The 16,287-nt window shown below is 69.5% G+C and carries 13 protein-coding genes; 5 read left to right on the top strand and 8 right to left on the bottom strand.

The window, feature by feature from the left end; all coding sequences use genetic code 11:
- Positions 1–30: 30 nt before the first annotated feature.
- On the bottom strand, positions 31–912 hold the full coding sequence (locus tag IT306_00335) for a 3-hydroxybutyryl-CoA dehydrogenase (GenBank protein MCC7366834.1): 882 nt from the start codon (positions 910–912) through the stop codon (positions 31–33).
- Positions 913–1,014: 102 nt separating this feature from the next.
- On the opposite strand from IT306_00335, the gene IT306_00340 reads away from it, so the two are divergent.
- Positions 1,015–1,566 (top strand): phosphatase PAP2 family protein, encoded by a 552-nt coding sequence (locus tag IT306_00340; protein ID MCC7366835.1) that lies wholly within the window; start codon positions 1,015–1,017, stop codon positions 1,564–1,566.
- Positions 1,567–1,597: 31 nt separating this feature from the next.
- Positions 1,598–2,122 (top strand): hypothetical protein, encoded by a 525-nt coding sequence (locus IT306_00345; protein MCC7366836.1) that lies wholly within the window; start codon positions 1,598–1,600, stop codon positions 2,120–2,122.
- 14 nt (positions 2,123–2,136) lie between these two features.
- Here IT306_00345 and IT306_00350 read toward each other — a convergent pair whose 3' ends face one another.
- Together IT306_00350 and IT306_00355 are read right to left on the bottom strand one after the other, a co-directional pair.
- On the bottom strand, positions 2,137–3,048 hold the full coding sequence (locus IT306_00350) for a PAC2 family protein (protein ID MCC7366837.1): 912 nt from the start codon (positions 3,046–3,048) through the stop codon (positions 2,137–2,139).
- 150 nt (positions 3,049–3,198) lie between these two features.
- On the bottom strand, positions 3,199–3,492 hold the full coding sequence (locus IT306_00355; protein MCC7366838.1) for a ferredoxin family protein: 294 nt from the start codon (positions 3,490–3,492) through the stop codon (positions 3,199–3,201).
- A gap of 259 nt (positions 3,493–3,751) precedes the next feature.
- Here IT306_00355 and IT306_00360 point away from each other — a divergent pair, with 259 nt between their 5' ends.
- On the top strand, positions 3,752–5,428 hold the full coding sequence (locus IT306_00360) for a GAF domain-containing protein (protein MCC7366839.1): 1,677 nt from the start codon (positions 3,752–3,754) through the stop codon (positions 5,426–5,428).
- Positions 5,425–6,150 (top strand): response regulator transcription factor, encoded by a 726-nt coding sequence (locus IT306_00365; protein ID MCC7366840.1) that lies wholly within the window; start codon positions 5,425–5,427, stop codon positions 6,148–6,150. Before IT306_00360 ends, IT306_00365 begins: the two co-directional genes overlap by 4 nt.
- Here the strand turns inward: IT306_00365 and IT306_00370 are convergent.
- Positions 6,101–8,551 (bottom strand): response regulator, encoded by a 2,451-nt coding sequence (locus IT306_00370; GenBank protein MCC7366841.1) that lies wholly within the window; start codon positions 8,549–8,551, stop codon positions 6,101–6,103. The two genes, IT306_00365 and IT306_00370, sit on opposite strands and share 50 nt — an antisense overlap.
- Before the next feature lie 223 nt (positions 8,552–8,774).
- A complete protein-coding gene (locus tag IT306_00375) occupies positions 8,775–9,179 on the bottom strand; it encodes a hypothetical protein (GenBank protein MCC7366842.1) in 405 nt (134 codons plus the stop codon).
- Positions 9,180–9,309: 130 nt separating this feature from the next.
- On the opposite strand from IT306_00375, the gene IT306_00380 reads away from it, so the two are divergent.
- Complete coding sequence (locus IT306_00380) at positions 9,310–9,735, top strand: DUF393 domain-containing protein (GenBank protein ID MCC7366843.1); 426 nt, start codon at positions 9,310–9,312, stop codon at positions 9,733–9,735.
- A gap of 6 nt (positions 9,736–9,741) precedes the next feature.
- On the opposite strand, the gene IT306_00385 is transcribed toward IT306_00380, so the two are convergent.
- From IT306_00385 to IT306_00395, 3 genes are all read right to left on the bottom strand, one after another.
- Complete coding sequence (locus tag IT306_00385) at positions 9,742–10,827, bottom strand: Ldh family oxidoreductase (protein MCC7366844.1); 1,086 nt, start codon at positions 10,825–10,827, stop codon at positions 9,742–9,744.
- Between the two features lie 134 nt (positions 10,828–10,961).
- Positions 10,962–12,104, bottom strand: coding sequence for a galactonate dehydratase (dgoD, locus tag IT306_00390; GenBank protein MCC7366845.1), 1,143 nt, complete (start codon positions 12,102–12,104; stop codon positions 10,962–10,964).
- Positions 12,105–12,436: 332 nt separating this feature from the next.
- Positions 12,437–16,246 carry a glycosyltransferase family 39 protein gene (locus tag IT306_00395; protein ID MCC7366846.1) on the bottom strand — a complete coding sequence of 1,270 codons (3,810 nt, stop codon included), beginning with the start codon at positions 16,244–16,246 and terminating at the stop codon, positions 12,437–12,439.
- Positions 16,247–16,287 lie beyond the last annotated feature (41 nt).

The raw sequence follows: 16,287 nt of genomic DNA on the forward strand, positions 1-16,287 counted from the left end.
GCCAGTATGGCGCACCACTCCGAGCCGGCGTCAGACGCGCGGCGGCTGCTCGCCGTCAGCGTAGTGGTAGAAGCCGCGCCCGCTCTTGCGCCCCAGGTAGCCGGCCGCCACCAGCTGCTTGAGGAGCGGCGGCGGCGCATAGCGCGGCTCGTGCAGCTCCTCGAACAGGACGTTGGCGATGAAGTAGACGGTGTCCAGCCCGATGTAGTCGGCCAGCGTGAGCGGCCCCATCGGATGATTGGTCCCGAGGAGCATCCCCAGGTCGATGTCCTCGCGCGAGGCGAACCCGTGCTCCAGCATCGTGATGGCGTCCACGAGGTACGGCACCAGCAGCATGTTGACGATGAAGCCGGCCCGATCCTTGGATACGATGACCCGCTTCCCGAGCGCCTCCCCGAACGCTCGCGCCGTTGCCAGCGTCTCGTCAGACGTGGTGATGGCCCGTACCAGCTCGATCAGCCGCATGATCGGGACCGGGTTCATGAAGTGGATGCCGAGCACCCGATCCGGGCGGCTCGTCACACTGGCGAGATCGACAATCGGGATCGACGAGGTGTTGCTGGCGAGAATCGTCTCGGCCTTGCAGGCGGCGTCGAGCGTCTGGAACACGGCCTGCTTGGCCGCCCGGTTCTCCGTGACGGCTTCGACGACCAGATCGCAGCCGGCCAGGGCGCTGAGGCTGGTGACCCCGCTGAGCCGTCCGATAGCCGCCGCACGATCCTCCTCGGACAGACGCCCGCGCATGAACGCCGTGTCCAACGAGCGGTGAGTCCGCGCCAGTCCGCGCCGCAGCGCCGCGTCGTCGACCTCGTGAACGATGGTCGTGTGACCGGCCCGCGCGCAGACCTCCGCGATGCCGGACCCCATCAGCCCGCAGCCCACCACGCCGACCGTACGTATCTCGCCTGCCACAGCCTGCCCTGCCCACTCCCTCAAGATACCGCGACGCACGGCCAGGCCGGCCGCCTCGCGCCCGCTTGACAGCGGGCTGGCTGTCATCATACCGTTCGGCCGATGCCGCTCGCCTTCGCCCGCACCCTGGATGCCCGCACGCTGGCCGCCGCGACGGCCCTGCTCGGCCGCTCGCGTCGCGCGGACCGTGCGGCAGCGTTCACGGCGCGCCATCTGGCGAAGCTGCACGTCCTGTTGCTTGGCATCCTGTTCGTCGGAGGACGCGGCGCAGCCGGCTGGCGGCGACGGGAAACGGGCCTGCGGATCGCCGTCGCGTTGCCGCTGACCATCGCCGCCGTGAGCGTCGTCGGCCGCTTTGTCGAGCGGCAGCGCCCCTTCGCCGAGGCCCAGTTCGGCGCGCGGCTGGTGGAGCACGCGCCGCACCGGTCCTTTCCATCACGCCACAGCGCCTGTGCCGCCGCCATGACCACCGTGGCCCTGCCGGACGCCCCCGTCATCGGCGCGGCGATGGGCCTGGGGGCGCTCGGACTGGCCATCAGCCGGATCTACACGGGCCTGCACTATCCCACGGACGTGCTGGCCGGCTGGCTGATCGGCGCTGGCATCGGTATCATCGCGCGGCAGAAGGAGCTACCCCGTGCGCCCTGGACCTGATCTGCCCCCTCGACCTCATCGACGGCTGCTCGTGTCCCTGCTCGTATTCGCCGCGACGCTCGTCGCCTGTACGACCGCCCCGGCGACCCCCACCCCCGCCGCCAAGGAGCCAGCCGCCGCGAAGCCGGCCGCATCTCCTTCGCCGCTGGCCGCCAGCAGCCCCGCTCCGGCGGCGAAGCCGCAGGCGCCCGTCGGCGGCGGCGCAGCTCAGCCACGGGCGGCGGCCACGTTTGCGCCTATCGGCGGCAGCGCGGCGCTGATCGTCCCAACGCCGAACTTCGCCAGTCAGGCGACGGCGGTCCCGGCCGCCCTCGCGCCGACGGTGGCTATCGGGACGGTCCAGCCGGCCGGCGTGGTGCAGGTCACGGGCACACTCTCGCGCATCCCAACGGCGGTGCCCGGACCCGCCGGCGCCAGCGCGGCCAACGCCATCGCGACGGCGCAGGCGGGGGGCGCGAACGTGAACCTTGTCACCATCGGCGCGATCCTGACCTCGACGCCGCTGGTCCGGATCCAGCAGCAGCCACAGCCGACCATCGCATTCCCGCCGCGTTAGCAGGGACGCCCGGGCTACATCCCGAGGTCGAGATCCTTCAGGAACTGCTCGATCTCGGGAGAGAGTTTGGCCGGCTCGTCCGACGCCTCTTCTTCTGGCGGCGGCGACTGCCCGGGGATCTGGTACGTCACGTCGTAGTGCGACTCCAGGCGGGCCACCAACGACTTGACGGCTGGCTGCCGGTCCATCGCAACGTCGAGCTCGGCGTACTGGAGCCGGCCCCGATGCACCGGCGCAAGCGTGGCCGGGAAGTCGTAGAAGGCTGCCAGCACTTCGAGCATCCTGGCCGTCCCGGCGAAGTCCTCGTCGAGCTGCGCGTAGTGCGGCAGGTGAGCCATGAAGCTCATGATGCCGATGTCCATGGCCACGGCGGCATCGTTGAGCCGGTTCATGATGGTGGTCGGCCCTTCGTACTGGCTCTGGCGCTGCTGGACGAGCGGCGGCATGGCGCCAGCCCGGGGCTCGATGGGTCCAGGATTGCCCGTCACCACCAGCGGGCGCGTATGTGGCACCGAGTCGTACATCGCGCCGATGCGGCAGTACACCGACACCTTGAAGTACTCGAGCAGCGCCACAATCGAGTCGATGTAGTCCTCGGCCATGGCGTGAGGCTCGAGCAAGTGCAGGAAGAGCAGGTCCGGCTCCGACTCGTCGTCGGCGGGCGCGAAATTGACGAAACTATTCGGGTAGGTCATCTCGCGCTGCCCGTTGACCATCTTCACCGAGGGACGGTAGCGCGTAAAGTCGAAGAACGTGCCCGGCCGCGCCAGCGCTCCGAGCTTCTGCGCCTGGAAGTGGCGCTCAAGCTGGCGCAGCGTCAGGCTGCCGACGCTGCCCACGTCCACCCAGGGCCGAATCATGACCAGGGCGTGTGTGTTGCGCGGCTCGCGGAGCGGCTCCAGAACCTCGAATGCGCCAATCCTCATGGTAGAGACATGCTACCCTGCCGAACGCCTGTCCGTCACGCCGGGTGCACCGGGGCTGACGCTGCCCGGCCCTCGCTGGCAGCGCAGCCGGAAAGCCGAAGGCCCGACGATTGCTCGTCGGGCCTTCTGGTCCAGTGCGTAGAGGCGTCGTCAGGCGGGCGGGCTGAGCTCGTTGATGCGCGCGCGAACGGCGTCGGCATCCTGGAACCACTGCGCGTTGAGCGTAGTGAACTCGGACCACTCCGCCGGCACCGCCGAGTCGTGGAAGATCGCGGTGACGGGGCACTCTGGCTCGCACGCGCCACACTCGATGCACTCATCCGGGTTGATGTAGAGGGTGCGGTCAGCAGCCTCATCCCCGATGTAGATGCAGGACACGGGGCAGACATCCACGCAGCTCTGGTTCTTGACGTCGATGCACGGCTCGGCGATCACATACGTCATGAAGGTACTCCTTGCGGACACGTCGGACGTGCCGTTGAAACCACTCTAGGCCAGCACCGTAAACATCGGTCGTAAACGTCAGTAAACGTCTGGTAAACGCCGAATCGCAATGAAGCCTATGCTAAGCCTGGAGTCCGGCCCAGGCTCACAGGCGCCGATAGCCTTGCAATACCCTCGCCGTGACGTGGCCTTGACGGCGTCACGCTAGGCAAAGGTCAGTGCTGCGAGGTATACCGATGAGCGTGTCGGAGGGAGGTCTGTGAGCACCGCCCCGCTGGTCAGCGAGCATCCACGCGCCGCCGCCCGCCTCCTCGGGCGGATGCCCCGACTCATCGCCTCGGCCGACGATCTCGAAGAGGGGCTGCGTCGGTCGGCTGAGCTGGTCGCAGAATCTGCGCGCGCGGATGTCGCGTCGATCCGCATCGGGAGCGTCGGACGGCCGGCCATCGTGCACTGGCGGCAGCGCGGCCAACACGGCAGCAGCCTCGATGGGCTGCCGGTGCGGCTCGACGTGCCGCTGATGCTGCGTGGCCGGCGTCTCGGGATGTTGACGGTCGCCCGTCAGCGGCGGCGGCCCTTTTCGCCGGCTGCCACAGTGCTGGTCGAGTCGTTCGCCGGCCCCATCGCCCTGGCCATCGACAACACCCGCCTGTTCGACGCCCTCCAGGACCGGCTGGCGGAGCTGTCGCGGCTTGGCGATGCCAGCGAGGCCGTGGCGGCGCTGGGCGACGTCGAAGAGGTGGCGGCGCAGATCGCGTTGCGCGCCGCCGACCTCGTCCAGGCCGAACGTGCCGCCGTGCTGATGCTCGATCAGCTTGGCGAGTCGCTGGTGGCGCTGCCGCCGGGGTACGGCATCCCGCCATCTCACCTCTGGCGGCTGCGCTTCCGTCTCCGTGATGGCGGCTCCAACGTCCGCGTGTTCGAGTCCGGCCGGCCGTACATCAACAACGACGCCAGCGGAGACCAGCACGATCCCTGTCGCTCGCCGCGCGCCCTCGAAGAGCGCTCGGTCTTGATCGTGCCGCTGCGGTCGGTGCGGACGCTCGGCGTGCTGCGCGTCTCCAACAAGCAGCACAAGCTGTTCAACCGGAACGACGCCCGCCTGCTGGGCGTGTTCGCGGCGCAGGCCGCCGTGGCGCTGAGCAACGCCACGCGCTATCAGCAGGCCGTCTTCGAGCGCGAGCAGCTGAAGGAGTTGGAGCGCCTGAAATCCCAGTTCCTCTCGCTCGTCTCACACGAGCTGCGGACGCCGTTGTCGTCGATCAAGGCCTCGGCGGAGGTGCTGCTGTCAACCGCGCCGCCCGACGCGTCCGAGGCTCAGATGCGCCTGCTCCGCAACATCGACCGTTCGAGCGACCGCCTGGGAACGCTGATCACGGATCTGCTCGATCTGACGCGGCTGGAGGGCGGGCGGCTGGAGCTGCGCCGCGAGCTGCTCGATCTGCGCGATGTCGTGGTCGAGGCTATCGCCACCGTTCGGCCCCTGGCCGACGCGCGCCGGCAGCAGCTGTCTGTCGATCTGGATGCGCTGCCTTGCCCGATCCTCGGCGACCGCCGCCGCCTGGAACAGGTCGCCCTAAACCTGCTGACCAACGCCGTCAAGTACGGGCGCATCGGCGGGCGAGTCTGGCTGTCGGTGCGGCGGGCAACGGACGGGGCCATGCGCCTCGAAGTCCGCGACGATGGGCCGGGCATCCGCGAGAGTGATCAGCGGCTCGTCTTCGAGCGCTTCTACCGCCCGGACAACGACGAGACGCGCAGCGCCCAGGGGACGGGCCTTGGACTGCCCATCGCGCGGGCGCTGGCCGAGCTGCACGGCGGCCGCATCGAGCTGCTGAGTGAGCCAGGGCGTGGCACGACATTCGTCGTCAGCTTGCCAGAGGCGCACCAGGCCGATCTCGACGAGGCCGATCTCGGCGCGGGGGCCGCCAGATGAAGATGCTGATCGTAGACGACGATCACGATCTGCTCGAAGCGCTCGGCCTCGGGCTGCAGTTGCAGTGGCCGGGCATCGACGTGCTCACCGCCCGCGACGGCGAGGAAGCGCTCACCCGCTTCTTCGACGATCTTCCGGACGTGGTCGTGCTGGACGTGGGCCTGCCCCGCCTGGACGGCTTCGAGGTGCTGCGGCGCATCCGCCAGGTCTCGGACACGCCGGTCCTGATGCTGACGGCGCGCGGGGAGGAGCTGGACAAGGTCCGTGGGCTGGAGATCGGCGCGGACGACTACGTCACCAAGCCGTTCAGCCCGCTGGAGCTGCTGGCGCGCATCAAGGCGGTGCTCCGCCGCACCGACTTGATCCCGCAGGCGCGGGGCGGCGCGACGTTTCGGGCAGCCGATCTTTCCGTCGACTTCGACTCGCACGAGGTTCAGAAGGCCGGCCAGCCGGTCTCGCTCAGCGCTACGGAGTACCGGCTGCTGTTCCATCTGGTCCGCAACGCCGGTCACATCGTCCCGCGAGCCACCTTGCTGGCCCGCGTCTGGGGCGACGAGTACCGCGATCAGACGGACTACCTGAAGGTCTACATCAACCGCCTGCGAGCCAAGATCGAGGATGACCCTGAGCGGCCACGGTTCATCCACACCGAGCGCGGCCTGGGCTATCGCTTCACCCGCCCGAGCGGCCAGCCGGGGACGGCGCCCCCAGCGCCGACTTGACGGCTTCGACCAGCGCCGCCAGCCTGAACGGCTTGCCGATGACGGCGGCGATCCCCGGCGGCGGCGAACTCGAGTCGAGGTCGCTGCCCCAGCCGGTCACCAGCAGGATCGGCACGCCGGGCGCCCGCCGCTTGATGGCGGCGGCAACCTGGACGCCCGTGAGGTCAGGCATGCCGTAGTCGGTCACTACCAGATCGTGCTGCTCGGGATCGAAGGTGGCGACGGCCTCTTCGCCGCCGGAGCAGACCGTCACGTCAAACCCTTCGAGCAGCATCAGGCGCTGCACGATGGCGGCAAGTCCCGGCTCGTCGTCCACAAAGAGGATGTGGCGGCGACGGTCGGGGGCCGGTGCAACCTGCACCGGCGGCTCATCGACGCTGACATCCGCAAACGGCAGCTCAATGGTGAAGGTCGTGCCGCCGTGCGGGACGCTCGAGACACTCAAGTGCCCGCCGCGTCGGCGGATGATGCCGTAGGACACGGCCAGCCCGAGGCCAGTTCCGCCCTCCGCCTTGGTGGTGAAGAACGGCTCGAACACGCGCCGCGCCACGGACCGCGACATCCCGACGCCGGTGTCTGAGACGTGCAGCCTGACCGTCTCGCCGTCACGCACACCCCGAACCCGCAGGCTGCCGCCGTGAGGCATCGCATCGACGGCGTTCAGGATCAGGTTGGTCACCACCTCGCGCAGCTCGAGCGGCTCGGCCGCCACCAGCAGACCGCCCTGCACGTCCACATCGACGTTGACGGTGACGCCACGCGCCTGGGCCGCGTCCCGCCAGCTCGGTCGCGTCAACTCGACCGTGTCGCGGGCCAGCTTGGCGAGGTCGACAATGGAGACGTTGGCGTCGGTGCGGACCCGAGCGAACTCCTGGATGCGTCGAACGGTCCGCGCTCCGTCTTCGGCTGCACGCTCGATCTGGCTCAGCGCCTCCAGCAGGCGCGCCGCGTCGATGTTGCCGCGTTCAACCTCCAGGCGGGCCAGCTCGGCGCGGCCCAGCACTGCCGCCAGCAGGTTGTTGACGTCATGGGCAACGCCCGTCGAGAGCTGGCCGAGGGCGCGCAGCTTTTCGGCTTCGGCAGCGCGTTCCTCCGCGTGACGGCGATCGGTCACGTCGCGCAGCACGACCACCGTGCCGGTGCCAGCCGGGCCAAACTGATGCCCTCGCAGCGTCAGCACGCGCTCGTCGCCGTCGATCTCACCGACGATCTCGCGCTCGGACTGCTCGCCGCGCAAGGCCCGCAACAGCTCAGCACTGACCGGCTGCCTGGCATCCGCACCACGGTCAGAGGAGCGCAGCAGCGGCAGCGCCGCCGAGAGCGGCTGTCCGACCAGCTGGCCGGGGCGCTTCCCGAGGATCGTGGCCGCGCTGCTGTTCGCCGAGGTGACGGCCCCGCTCTCGTCGACCAGCAGCACACCCTCGGAGAGCGCTTCGAGCAGGGCTTGCAGCTCGGCTGCCTGCCGGCTGGAGCGAACCGCCGACTCGCGCTGATAGGCGTAGGCGCGGGCGTTGGCGACGGCCACCACCGCGTGCGTCGCGAGGAGACCCAGCACCTGGGCGTCCTCCTCGTCGAACGTCGCGCCCTCGGCGACCTTGCGGGCCAGGAGCACGCCAAGGCGCTCATCGCCGAGCACCAGCGGCGCGGCGACGGCAGCCTGGACCCCGGCCTCCACTCCATCGGGCATCGCGCCAGACCAGGCGCGGTACCGGTTGATCCACATCGGCGCACGGGTCTCGAACGCCATCCCCACCAGGCCCTCACCGGGGCGGCGCACCAGCATCGCCCGCTGCCGCTCCGGTGGGAAGCGCCGATGCGCCTGAAGCTCGCCGCTGGTCTCGTTCCACAGGTAGAGCGTCACGCCGTTCGCTTCGAGGAGACGGCGTGCTTCGGTGAGCACGAGGTCGAGGATCTCGTTCTCGTCGAGGCGGGAGATCACCGCTGTCGAGATCCGTTGCAAACTCAGCAGTCGCTCGGCCCGGCGGATCGCGGCGACTTCAAGCTCGCGCGCCCGCAGCAGCGTCCTGACGCGCGCCTCCAGCTCGAGGACGTCGAACGGCTTGGAGAGGTAGTCGTCGGCGCCGGCCGTCAGACAGTCGATCACTCCGGATTGGCCGCGAGCGGACACCATCAGGATCGCCACGCTGCGACCGAGCTTTGCGCGGATCTGGTGGCAAGCCTGGATACCGTCCGTACCGGGCAGCATCAGATCCAGCACGATGAGATCGGGCGGGAGCGCGTCGATCGCGGTCAGCGCGGTGACCGCATCCGAGGTCGAATCAACTAGGAACCCGGAGGCGCCGAGGATAGTCGCAACCAGTCCGCTGACGTTCGGATCGTCGTCGACGACCAGGATGCGCGCAGGGCGACGCTGCCCTGGCGTCGGTGTGGTCCCAGGCACCTGTGCAGTCATCACCAGTCGATGGTACCGCGTCGGTCACGTTGCATCGAGATTGCACACCCCGTGAAATCATACTGCAATTCGATTGGCGAACAGAGCCGTCGCAGGTTTGTCGGTGGCATGGGTGTTCCTGGGCGCCAAGGCCGCGGGGATCGTACTCCTGTGACGTGTGCAGGGGCGCGCTGGTTCCGTAGCCTGCCGGGTCCGACCTTCGCCGAAGCGATCAGCGCGGAAGCAGTGACCGCCCGATCAGCCCCAGGCCGCCGACCAGCAGCACCAGGATCATCAGGGTCTGGAAGAGGCTCGTCGGCTGGAAGAAAATGTCGAGGCTCATCAGAATGCCGGCCCCGATGATCGCCAGCCCGGCCACCACCAGCAGCCAGCCCAGGATGCCCTTCCCGTTGTAGAACAGCAGGAGGATCCCCAGCAGCAACGGGACGAGGCTCAGGCCGAAGGCGTTGTAGCCGAACAGGGACCAGTAGCTCGTTCGGACGGTGACTTTCTCCAGGAACAGGTAGCCGCCGCCGACGGCCATCACCAGGCCCAGCAGGAACGTGCCGAGGCCCCCCGATGTACCGCCCACGTCGCGAAGGTTGCGGCTGCTTCGACCCGTCAGTTGCTCTTCCATCCGGTGGCCCCATTCCCCAATCGAAGGTCGCTGGCGGCGCTCCGAACACCCTGGACGCGTCCCGTTGACCGAGTACGCCCGTCATGGTACCGTGCCGGCATCCTGGGCAGTGTGTTCGCGAGGTCACGCAGTGGGTCAGCTTGCAGACACCAACGAACGGGCCTGGGTCTTCTGGGATGGGGACTGCGGGTTTTGCCGGCGATCCGTGGCCTGGGCCGTCCGCCACGATGCCACCGGACACCTGCGACCGTGTCCGTACCAGCGCGCGCCGTCGCCCCCGATGACGCCACGACTGGCCCATGCGTGCCGACGGGCTGTCCACGTCGTCGCGCCGGACGGCACAGTGCTGCGCGCTGGCCGGGCGGCGCTGTACCTGTTGCGGACGGCCGGCCTGCCCGCGCCGCTGATCGGACTACTGGGGTTGCCGCCGCTGGTCTGGCTGGTGGAGATCGGCTACCGCATCGTGGCGGACAACCGTCCGTTCTTCGCCCGGTTCATGGTGCGCGAAGAACCAGACTCCCCGGGGATGGTCGGCGAAGGTCCGAACGGCCCTTGATCGTCCTCAGCGGCCAGCGAGCCTGTCCAGCACAGACGCGACGCCAAGCTCCCCCGCCGTCTGCTCCAGATCGCGAATCGTCTCGGCGTTGAGCGGGATGCCAGCGGCGCGGTACGCCCGCTCCGTCTCGGCCTCAAGCTCGCCCGGCGCATAGATCCGCGTCACTCCGGGCGCCCGACGGCTCGCGTGGATCTCGCGGATGGCGGCGTCCACCCGACGGCGGAAGCGGTCGGCATCCGTGAACGCGGCCACGTTGAACGCGACGAACAGGTGACCGTCCAGGCCAGGGCGCGGCCCGTCCACCATGTTGCCAAGCTCCGTGCCGTAGGCGGCATCCGACAACAGGCTGGACAGCAGGCCAAACACCAGCGCCAGCCCGATCCCCTTGAATCCGCCGACCGGCTGCAGCAGGCCATCCAGCGCGGCGGCGGCGTCCGTGGTCGGGCTTCCCGAGGCGTCGAACGCCCAGGAGTCCGGGATCGGCAGGCCCTTCTGCGCGAAGACGCGGATCTTGCCGTGCGCCGACCCGCTGAAAGCACCGTCGAAGACCATCGGCGCTTCCGCATGGGCGGGGATCGCCACGCCGAGCGGATTGATGCCGATGATCTTGTCAAGGCCGCCCCAGGCCGCCATCGTCGGGAGTGCGTTGGTGGTTGCCAGCCCGATCATCCCGGCCTCGGCGGCCATGAGCGCGTAGTAGGCCATTGCGCCGCAGTGGTTGCTCCCGCGCACGGCAGCCGCCGCGACGCCCGTCGTCCTGGCTCGCTCGATCGCCGCGCGCATGGCGAAAGCGCTGCCGATCTGCCCTATGCTGTTGCGGCCATCCACCACCAGCGCCGCGCCAGCATCCCGCACAACGGCTGGTCTCCCGCAGGGGTCAACACCGTCGTGTCGCAGCTTCTTCACGTACTCTGGCACTCGCAGCACGCCGTGGGAGTGCACGCCGCGCAGGTCAGCCTGCACCAGCGAATCGGCGAGCAGGCCGGCGTCGTCCTCCGCCATGCCACAGGCCGCGAACACCGCCGCCACCACGGCGAGCAGGCTGCCCGGCCCGACGCGCTGGTCACCCTCTGCCGACGGATACCCGGTCACCGTGCCCCTCCGCCGTCTGACGGGAGCGACCGGCGGGCCGGCCGCTCCCAGACTCACTGCCAGGGAGGCCGCCTGGCCGCTCCCTGTCTACCGTCTCCCGCTGTTCCCGTCCCACGAGCGGACGAACCTCGCGGCTACTGATCCATCACCGAGCCGTCGGCGTGTAGCCGCGTCCCGACCCAGCGCATCTTGTACGGATGCTTCTCGGCAGCGTCAGGGGCCAGCTCGATGCCGATACCGGGCGCGTCGGGGATGATCAGATACCCGTTGCCGTCGTGCACCATCCGCGACTTCACGATCTCGCTCTTGGGCGGCACATCCTCACCGATGGGGTACTCCTGCAACGCGAAGTTCGGCACCGACGCGGCGATCTGGATGCAGGCCGCCGTGCTGACCGGACTGAGCGGGTTGTGCGGCACCACGCCGACATGCCGGGCCTCGGCCAGCGCCGCGATCTTCTTCGCCCCGGTGATACCGCCGCACATGCACACGTCCGGCCGGACGTACTGGACGGCGTTGCGGGCCAGCAGCATCTCGAACTCGTAGATAGTGTGCAGCCGCTCGCCCGTGGCGATCGGAATGTGGATGTTCTCGGCCACCAGCCCCATCATGTCGAAGTTGTCCGGCAGGATCGGGTCTTCGTAGAAGAACGGGTGGTACTGCTCGATGCCACGCGCCAGCACGATGGCCTCGTGTGGCGTCAGCCGGCGGTGGATCTCGATACAGAGATCGACATCATCTCCGACGGCCTCGCGGTACATCCGGACGGTGTCGATGGCGTCCCGCATCTTCTGGACGTGGGTCTTCTCATACGGCACGGCACGGTCTTCGTCCAGGAACGGCGTCAGGTGCCCGACCGCCGTGAACCCCTGGTTCTTGGCATCGACGATGCCCTGCACCAGCTTCTCGGTGGTGTTGCCGAAGACGTGGTAGTAGACGCGCGCCTTGTCGCGGACCTTGCCGCCGAGCAACTGGTAGACCGGCACGCCGAAGTGCTTGCCGGCGATGTCCCAGAGCGCTATATCGATTGCGCTGAGCGCGCCCATGATCGCCGCGCCACGGAAATGGCTGCTGCGGTACATGTACTGCCAGTGGTGCTCGATGCGGAGCGGGTCCTCGCCGACAAGGTACGAGGCAAACTTGTTCACGACCGCTGCCGACGCTTCGAGATAGCCCCAGGCCCCAGACTCGCCCAGGCCGGTGATTCCGGCGTCGGTGTGCACCTGGACGAACATGTAGCGGTCGATCAGTAGCGGTTCGACTGCCGTGATCTTCACGGTACTCCCCTCCCTCGCTGGCGAGGATCAGCCGGCACGGCCGGCCGCTGGCAGGGTAAACCGTTTCAGGCGCGGGAGTCCAGTCCGCGCGTCGGTTGCACAGGGCGATTGCATGTTGATGTCGTCGTGCCGCCTCGTCGGGGCCTGAAAGCCCCGCCTACGATCCTGCAGTCGCTGCGCGACGCGCCAGTCGCACCAGTGCCGGCCGTTCCCGACGAGCGTCGCGCAGCGACTGAATGCGTGTAGGCGGGGGTTTCAACCCCCGACCGCCCGTTCCGTGATGCTTCGGGTACACCAACGAACATGCAATCGCCCTGGTCGGTTGCAGAGCGTCAGCGGCCCGGCAGGGCGTAGCGGCGCACGTTCTGGCTGTCGACGTCCACGACGTACACGCCTTCCGCGCCCGTCGCGATGCCTGTCGACTTCTTCATGCCGCCGAGCGTCCAGAGCACCGCCGGGCCGCCGCCGGCGGGCCGAGCCATGATCGCCCGCTCCTCCGGCAGCGTCGCCAGCCAGCCGCCGTCCGGCAACACGCCGATGTGCGGCCCGTTGACCGTCAACGAAGGCGGCATGGCCCAGGTCATCAGGCGCACGCCATCCGGCTCCTGATGCACGATCCGGTTCGCGCCGCCCTCGGCCGCCAGGATCGTGCCATCCGGCAGCAGCGCGCCGCTCGTCGGTTGCGACAGGCCCGGCACGACGCGGATGGCTCCATCCACGGCGCGGATCAGCAGCCGGTCGTTGCCGGTGTCGGCGACAACAAGGTCGCCAGCGGCCGTCGTCAGGAGGCCGCGCGGGCTGTACATCGGGTACTCCGCGAACAGGCGCGCACCGACGGCCCCCTGGTAGCTCATCTCGACCACTGAGCCGGCGCCGGCGTCAGCTACGGCCAGCCCGCTCTGGTACACCGCCACGGCGCTCGGCTCCTTGAGCGCCCCTTCCCCGAGCAGCGCTGTGGAGCCGTCCCGGCCGATCCGCACAATCGCCTTCTTCACGCCATCCGCCACGTAGAGCGTGCCATCGGGTCCGACGGCGATGCCGCGCGGCTGTCCGAGCGCCCCGGCCGGCGACACCACCTGTCCCTCGCCGAGGTCGACCTTGTCCTGTACCGTCTCGGGCGGCGCGATCGGCGCCACGGCCACCGAGACGCCGTCCGCCGGCGCCGTCGTGGGAGCGGGCAGGTCGGCGTCCTCAGGCCGCGCCGCGACGGTCCGGTACGCCGGCCACGGCCGGAGCGCCGTCGTCGGGATGACGGCACGTGCACCGCCGGGCGGCTGCCAGAAGGCGTTGACGAAGGAGAAGCCCAGCGTGTCCAGGAACCGGATACGGACGTCGTGCCAGCCGACGCTCAGTTGCACCTCGCCATCGGCTGAGCCGCCGTTGGCCGTATTCACCGCCACCTGCTCGCCGTCCACCCAGATCGCGGACGTGCCCAGGCTGTTCACTCCCAGCCGGTAGCGTCCCTCCCGTTCGATCCGCAGCGCGCCGCTCCACTCCATCGTATAGGGGCGCGCGGTGGGCAGCGTGTGCACGGTCAGATCCACCGTCGGATCGACTTGCTCCTGGATCGGCTCGGCCTTCATGTCCTCGCCACGGTAGATGCGCGCCAGCAGGCCCGTCGTGCGGACCGGAGCCGCGTTCAACAGGTTGCCGGGGATCGGACGAAACGCCTCGGTCCCGGGCGCCCACAGCAGCCGCACCGGCTCCTGCCCCAGCGCGCTGCCGGCCAGCCGCAGCGCGTGATTGCCGCGCGCAAGCTTGACCGCGACCTCGTTGCCGCCCTTCACCAGCTCGATGCCGTCGAGCGTCAGCACCGCCGCCGACGGAGCCTCCAGGCGGAAGCGATAGGTGTTGTAGGTCTGAACCGTGAGCGTCGTGCTCCACGACGCCTCGAAGGGCGGGGGGATCGGCACGCCCCGGGGCCACTCGTGCACCAGGCCCGACTCGCGCCGCTCGGCGCTGCCCGCCGGCCCCTGGTAGCGCGCGGCAACGCCCCGCGTCTCCTGCACGATGGCCTGCGGCAGCACGAACCCGTAGCCGACCGTCCCGCCATCGGGCGTCCGCGTGTAGGAGCGCAGCGCCCCAGGGTACAGCGCCGCGATCCGCTCGGCCACGGCCGGGCGGTCCCCGATGAAGATCGCCGCCTGCGCATCGACAATCGGCAACTGGGTGGCCGTCTCGAACGCCGCGAACTCGCGCCGCGAAGGATCGGTCCAGCGCACGCTCGGATGCCCGAGCCAGGACGGCTCCAGATACACCTTCATATCTGGCGGCAGTTGGGCGGCCTGCCGGCCGGCCTCCGTCTGCGGCGACGCGAACTCCAGCCAGGTACGGGTGTCGCGCATCTGCCGCCCGAAGAAGCGGTCGGCGTTGGCGTAGTCGGTGGCCCCGAGGATCAGCACGACGAGGCTCGCGGTGAGCACCGGCCCCAGGCGGGCCACTGTAAACCCGCCGCGCCCGCTCGGGAGTCGCCGCGACACGTCGTCCAGCCGCTCCCACAACAGCGCCAGCGGCAGTGATGCCAGCAGCACGGCGGGGACGATCGCACCGATAGCCCGGTGGCTCTGTGGCGCTTCCCAGGTGATCGAGAAGATGCCGCCGGCCAGCGCGGCCGGAATCCAGGAGAGGACAATCGCCTGTTCCAGCCGCCAGAACCGCGACAGCGACATCGCCAGCCCCAGCACGACGAGGCCGCCGGTGACGGCGTCGAGCATGGGACGCCCCGACCAGTTGTGGCGGCCATTCGGATCGCCACGGACGTGGAACATCATCAGGTGTGCGCGCACGTTGTCGATCAGCGGGGCATAGCTCCCGGCTGAGGCGACCTCGTTGAAGACGCTGACCGTGCCCGCCCGCGCGCTGAACTGGCCCCAGTTGGTGACGGCGTAGAATCCGAACGGGCCGGCCGCCAGCAGGAACCCGAGCGCGAACAGCGCCATCACGGCGATGGTTCGTCGTAGCTCTCGGAAGCGCGTGGCCAGCACGAACTGACCCGCGCCAACGGCCAGCACGAACGGCATCAACTGGCTGGTGTAGTAGAAGTACAGGCCGGCTCCCCCGACGACGCCCGCCAGGGCCAGCAGGTAGCCGCTCCGACGCCGCACCCCGACCACGAAGACGGCGGCGGCGAGCGTGTCGCAGGTCAGTGAGAGAACGGCGGGCAGCGCGACGCGGCTGAAGTTCAGGTGCCAGACCAGCGCCACGAGCAGCCCGGCCGCGACCACGCCAGCACGACGCCCGTACAACACCCGTCCCAACAGGTACACGGCAGCGATGCCGAGCGCGCCGCCAACCGCCACCGGCAGCCGCAGCGTGAGCGGATCGCGGCCGAAGATGGGGATCAGCGTCATGATGAAGTACCAAAGGCCAGTCGGCTCCTGGAGGATGCCCGCGGCGAAGATCGGGCGATAGCCCGGCTCGGCGATCATCCGCAGCGCCTCGATGCCGCGCTGCGTTTCGTCGAACCAGAGTCCCCGCGGGATGGCGTCGATGTGCCAGAGGCGCAGGAACAGGCCGACCGCTGTCAGCCCGACAACCCAGCGCGTATCGGCCAGATCCCAGTCAGGGACGATCCGGCGCAGTGAGGGCCGCGTGAGCCGCCACAGCCCGACCAGGAAGACGGCGCACGCCGCGATGTGCAGCAGCCACGCGACCGTCAACAGCCGCCCGACCCAGAACAGCCCGAGGCAGGCGACTTCGAGCGCCAGCCCGACGACGACCGTCAATACCGCCGCGCGGGCCGGCCCTGGCCGGCCGCTTTCGGCCGGGTCGGAGTCGGCGTCCGCCGTGGCCGGCGCGGCTGTCCACCCCAGGCCCGCCAGCGAGAGCAGTCCGAACGCCGCCCCGACCGCCAGCAGCCACCAGAGCGCGGCCAGGTCGGTTGACTCGGTCCAGAGGCGGCCGGCGAGGTAGATGCTGCCGCCGGCCAGGACGCTCCCCAGCAGCAGGATGGCGGACGGCAGCGCGCCAGCCGACACTGGGCCAGCCAACCTGTCACGAGCCGACATCTGGCCGACCGACGGTCCCGCGCTCGCAGGACCGCTGGTGCGTCTCGGGCGCTCGCGCAGGTACAGGGCAGCGATCAGCAACGCCACGGCGCCGCCAGCCGCCAGGTACCCGCCGATGCCTACGATCTCGTTCATGCTAACAGGGACGTTAGGGTAGACCTGTCCTCAGGTCCGCG

It is taken from the genome of Chloroflexota bacterium (genome assembly GCA_020850535.1).
Taxonomy (GTDB): Bacteria; Chloroflexota; UBA6077; order UBA6077; family JACCZL01; genus JADZEM01.

Bases quoted from the DNA above. Each gene is read 5' to 3' on its own strand.
- IT306_00340 (MCC7366835.1), top strand. From the start codon at position 1,015: ATGCCGCTCGCCTTCGCCCGCACCCTGGATGCCCGCACGCTGGCCGCC.
- IT306_00350 (MCC7366837.1), bottom strand. From the start codon at position 3,048: ATGAGGATTGGCGCATTCGAGGTTCTGGAGCCGCTCCGCGAGCCGCGC.
- IT306_00355 (MCC7366838.1), bottom strand. From the start codon at position 3,492: ATGACGTATGTGATCGCCGAGCCGTGCATCGACGTCAAGAACCAGAGC.
- IT306_00365 (MCC7366840.1), top strand. From the start codon at position 5,425: ATGAAGATGCTGATCGTAGACGACGATCACGATCTGCTCGAAGCGCTC.
- IT306_00375 (MCC7366842.1), bottom strand. From the start codon at position 9,179: ATGGAAGAGCAACTGACGGGTCGAAGCAGCCGCAACCTTCGCGACGTG.
- IT306_00395 (MCC7366846.1), bottom strand. From the start codon at position 16,246: ATGAACGAGATCGTAGGCATCGGCGGGTACCTGGCGGCTGGCGGCGCC.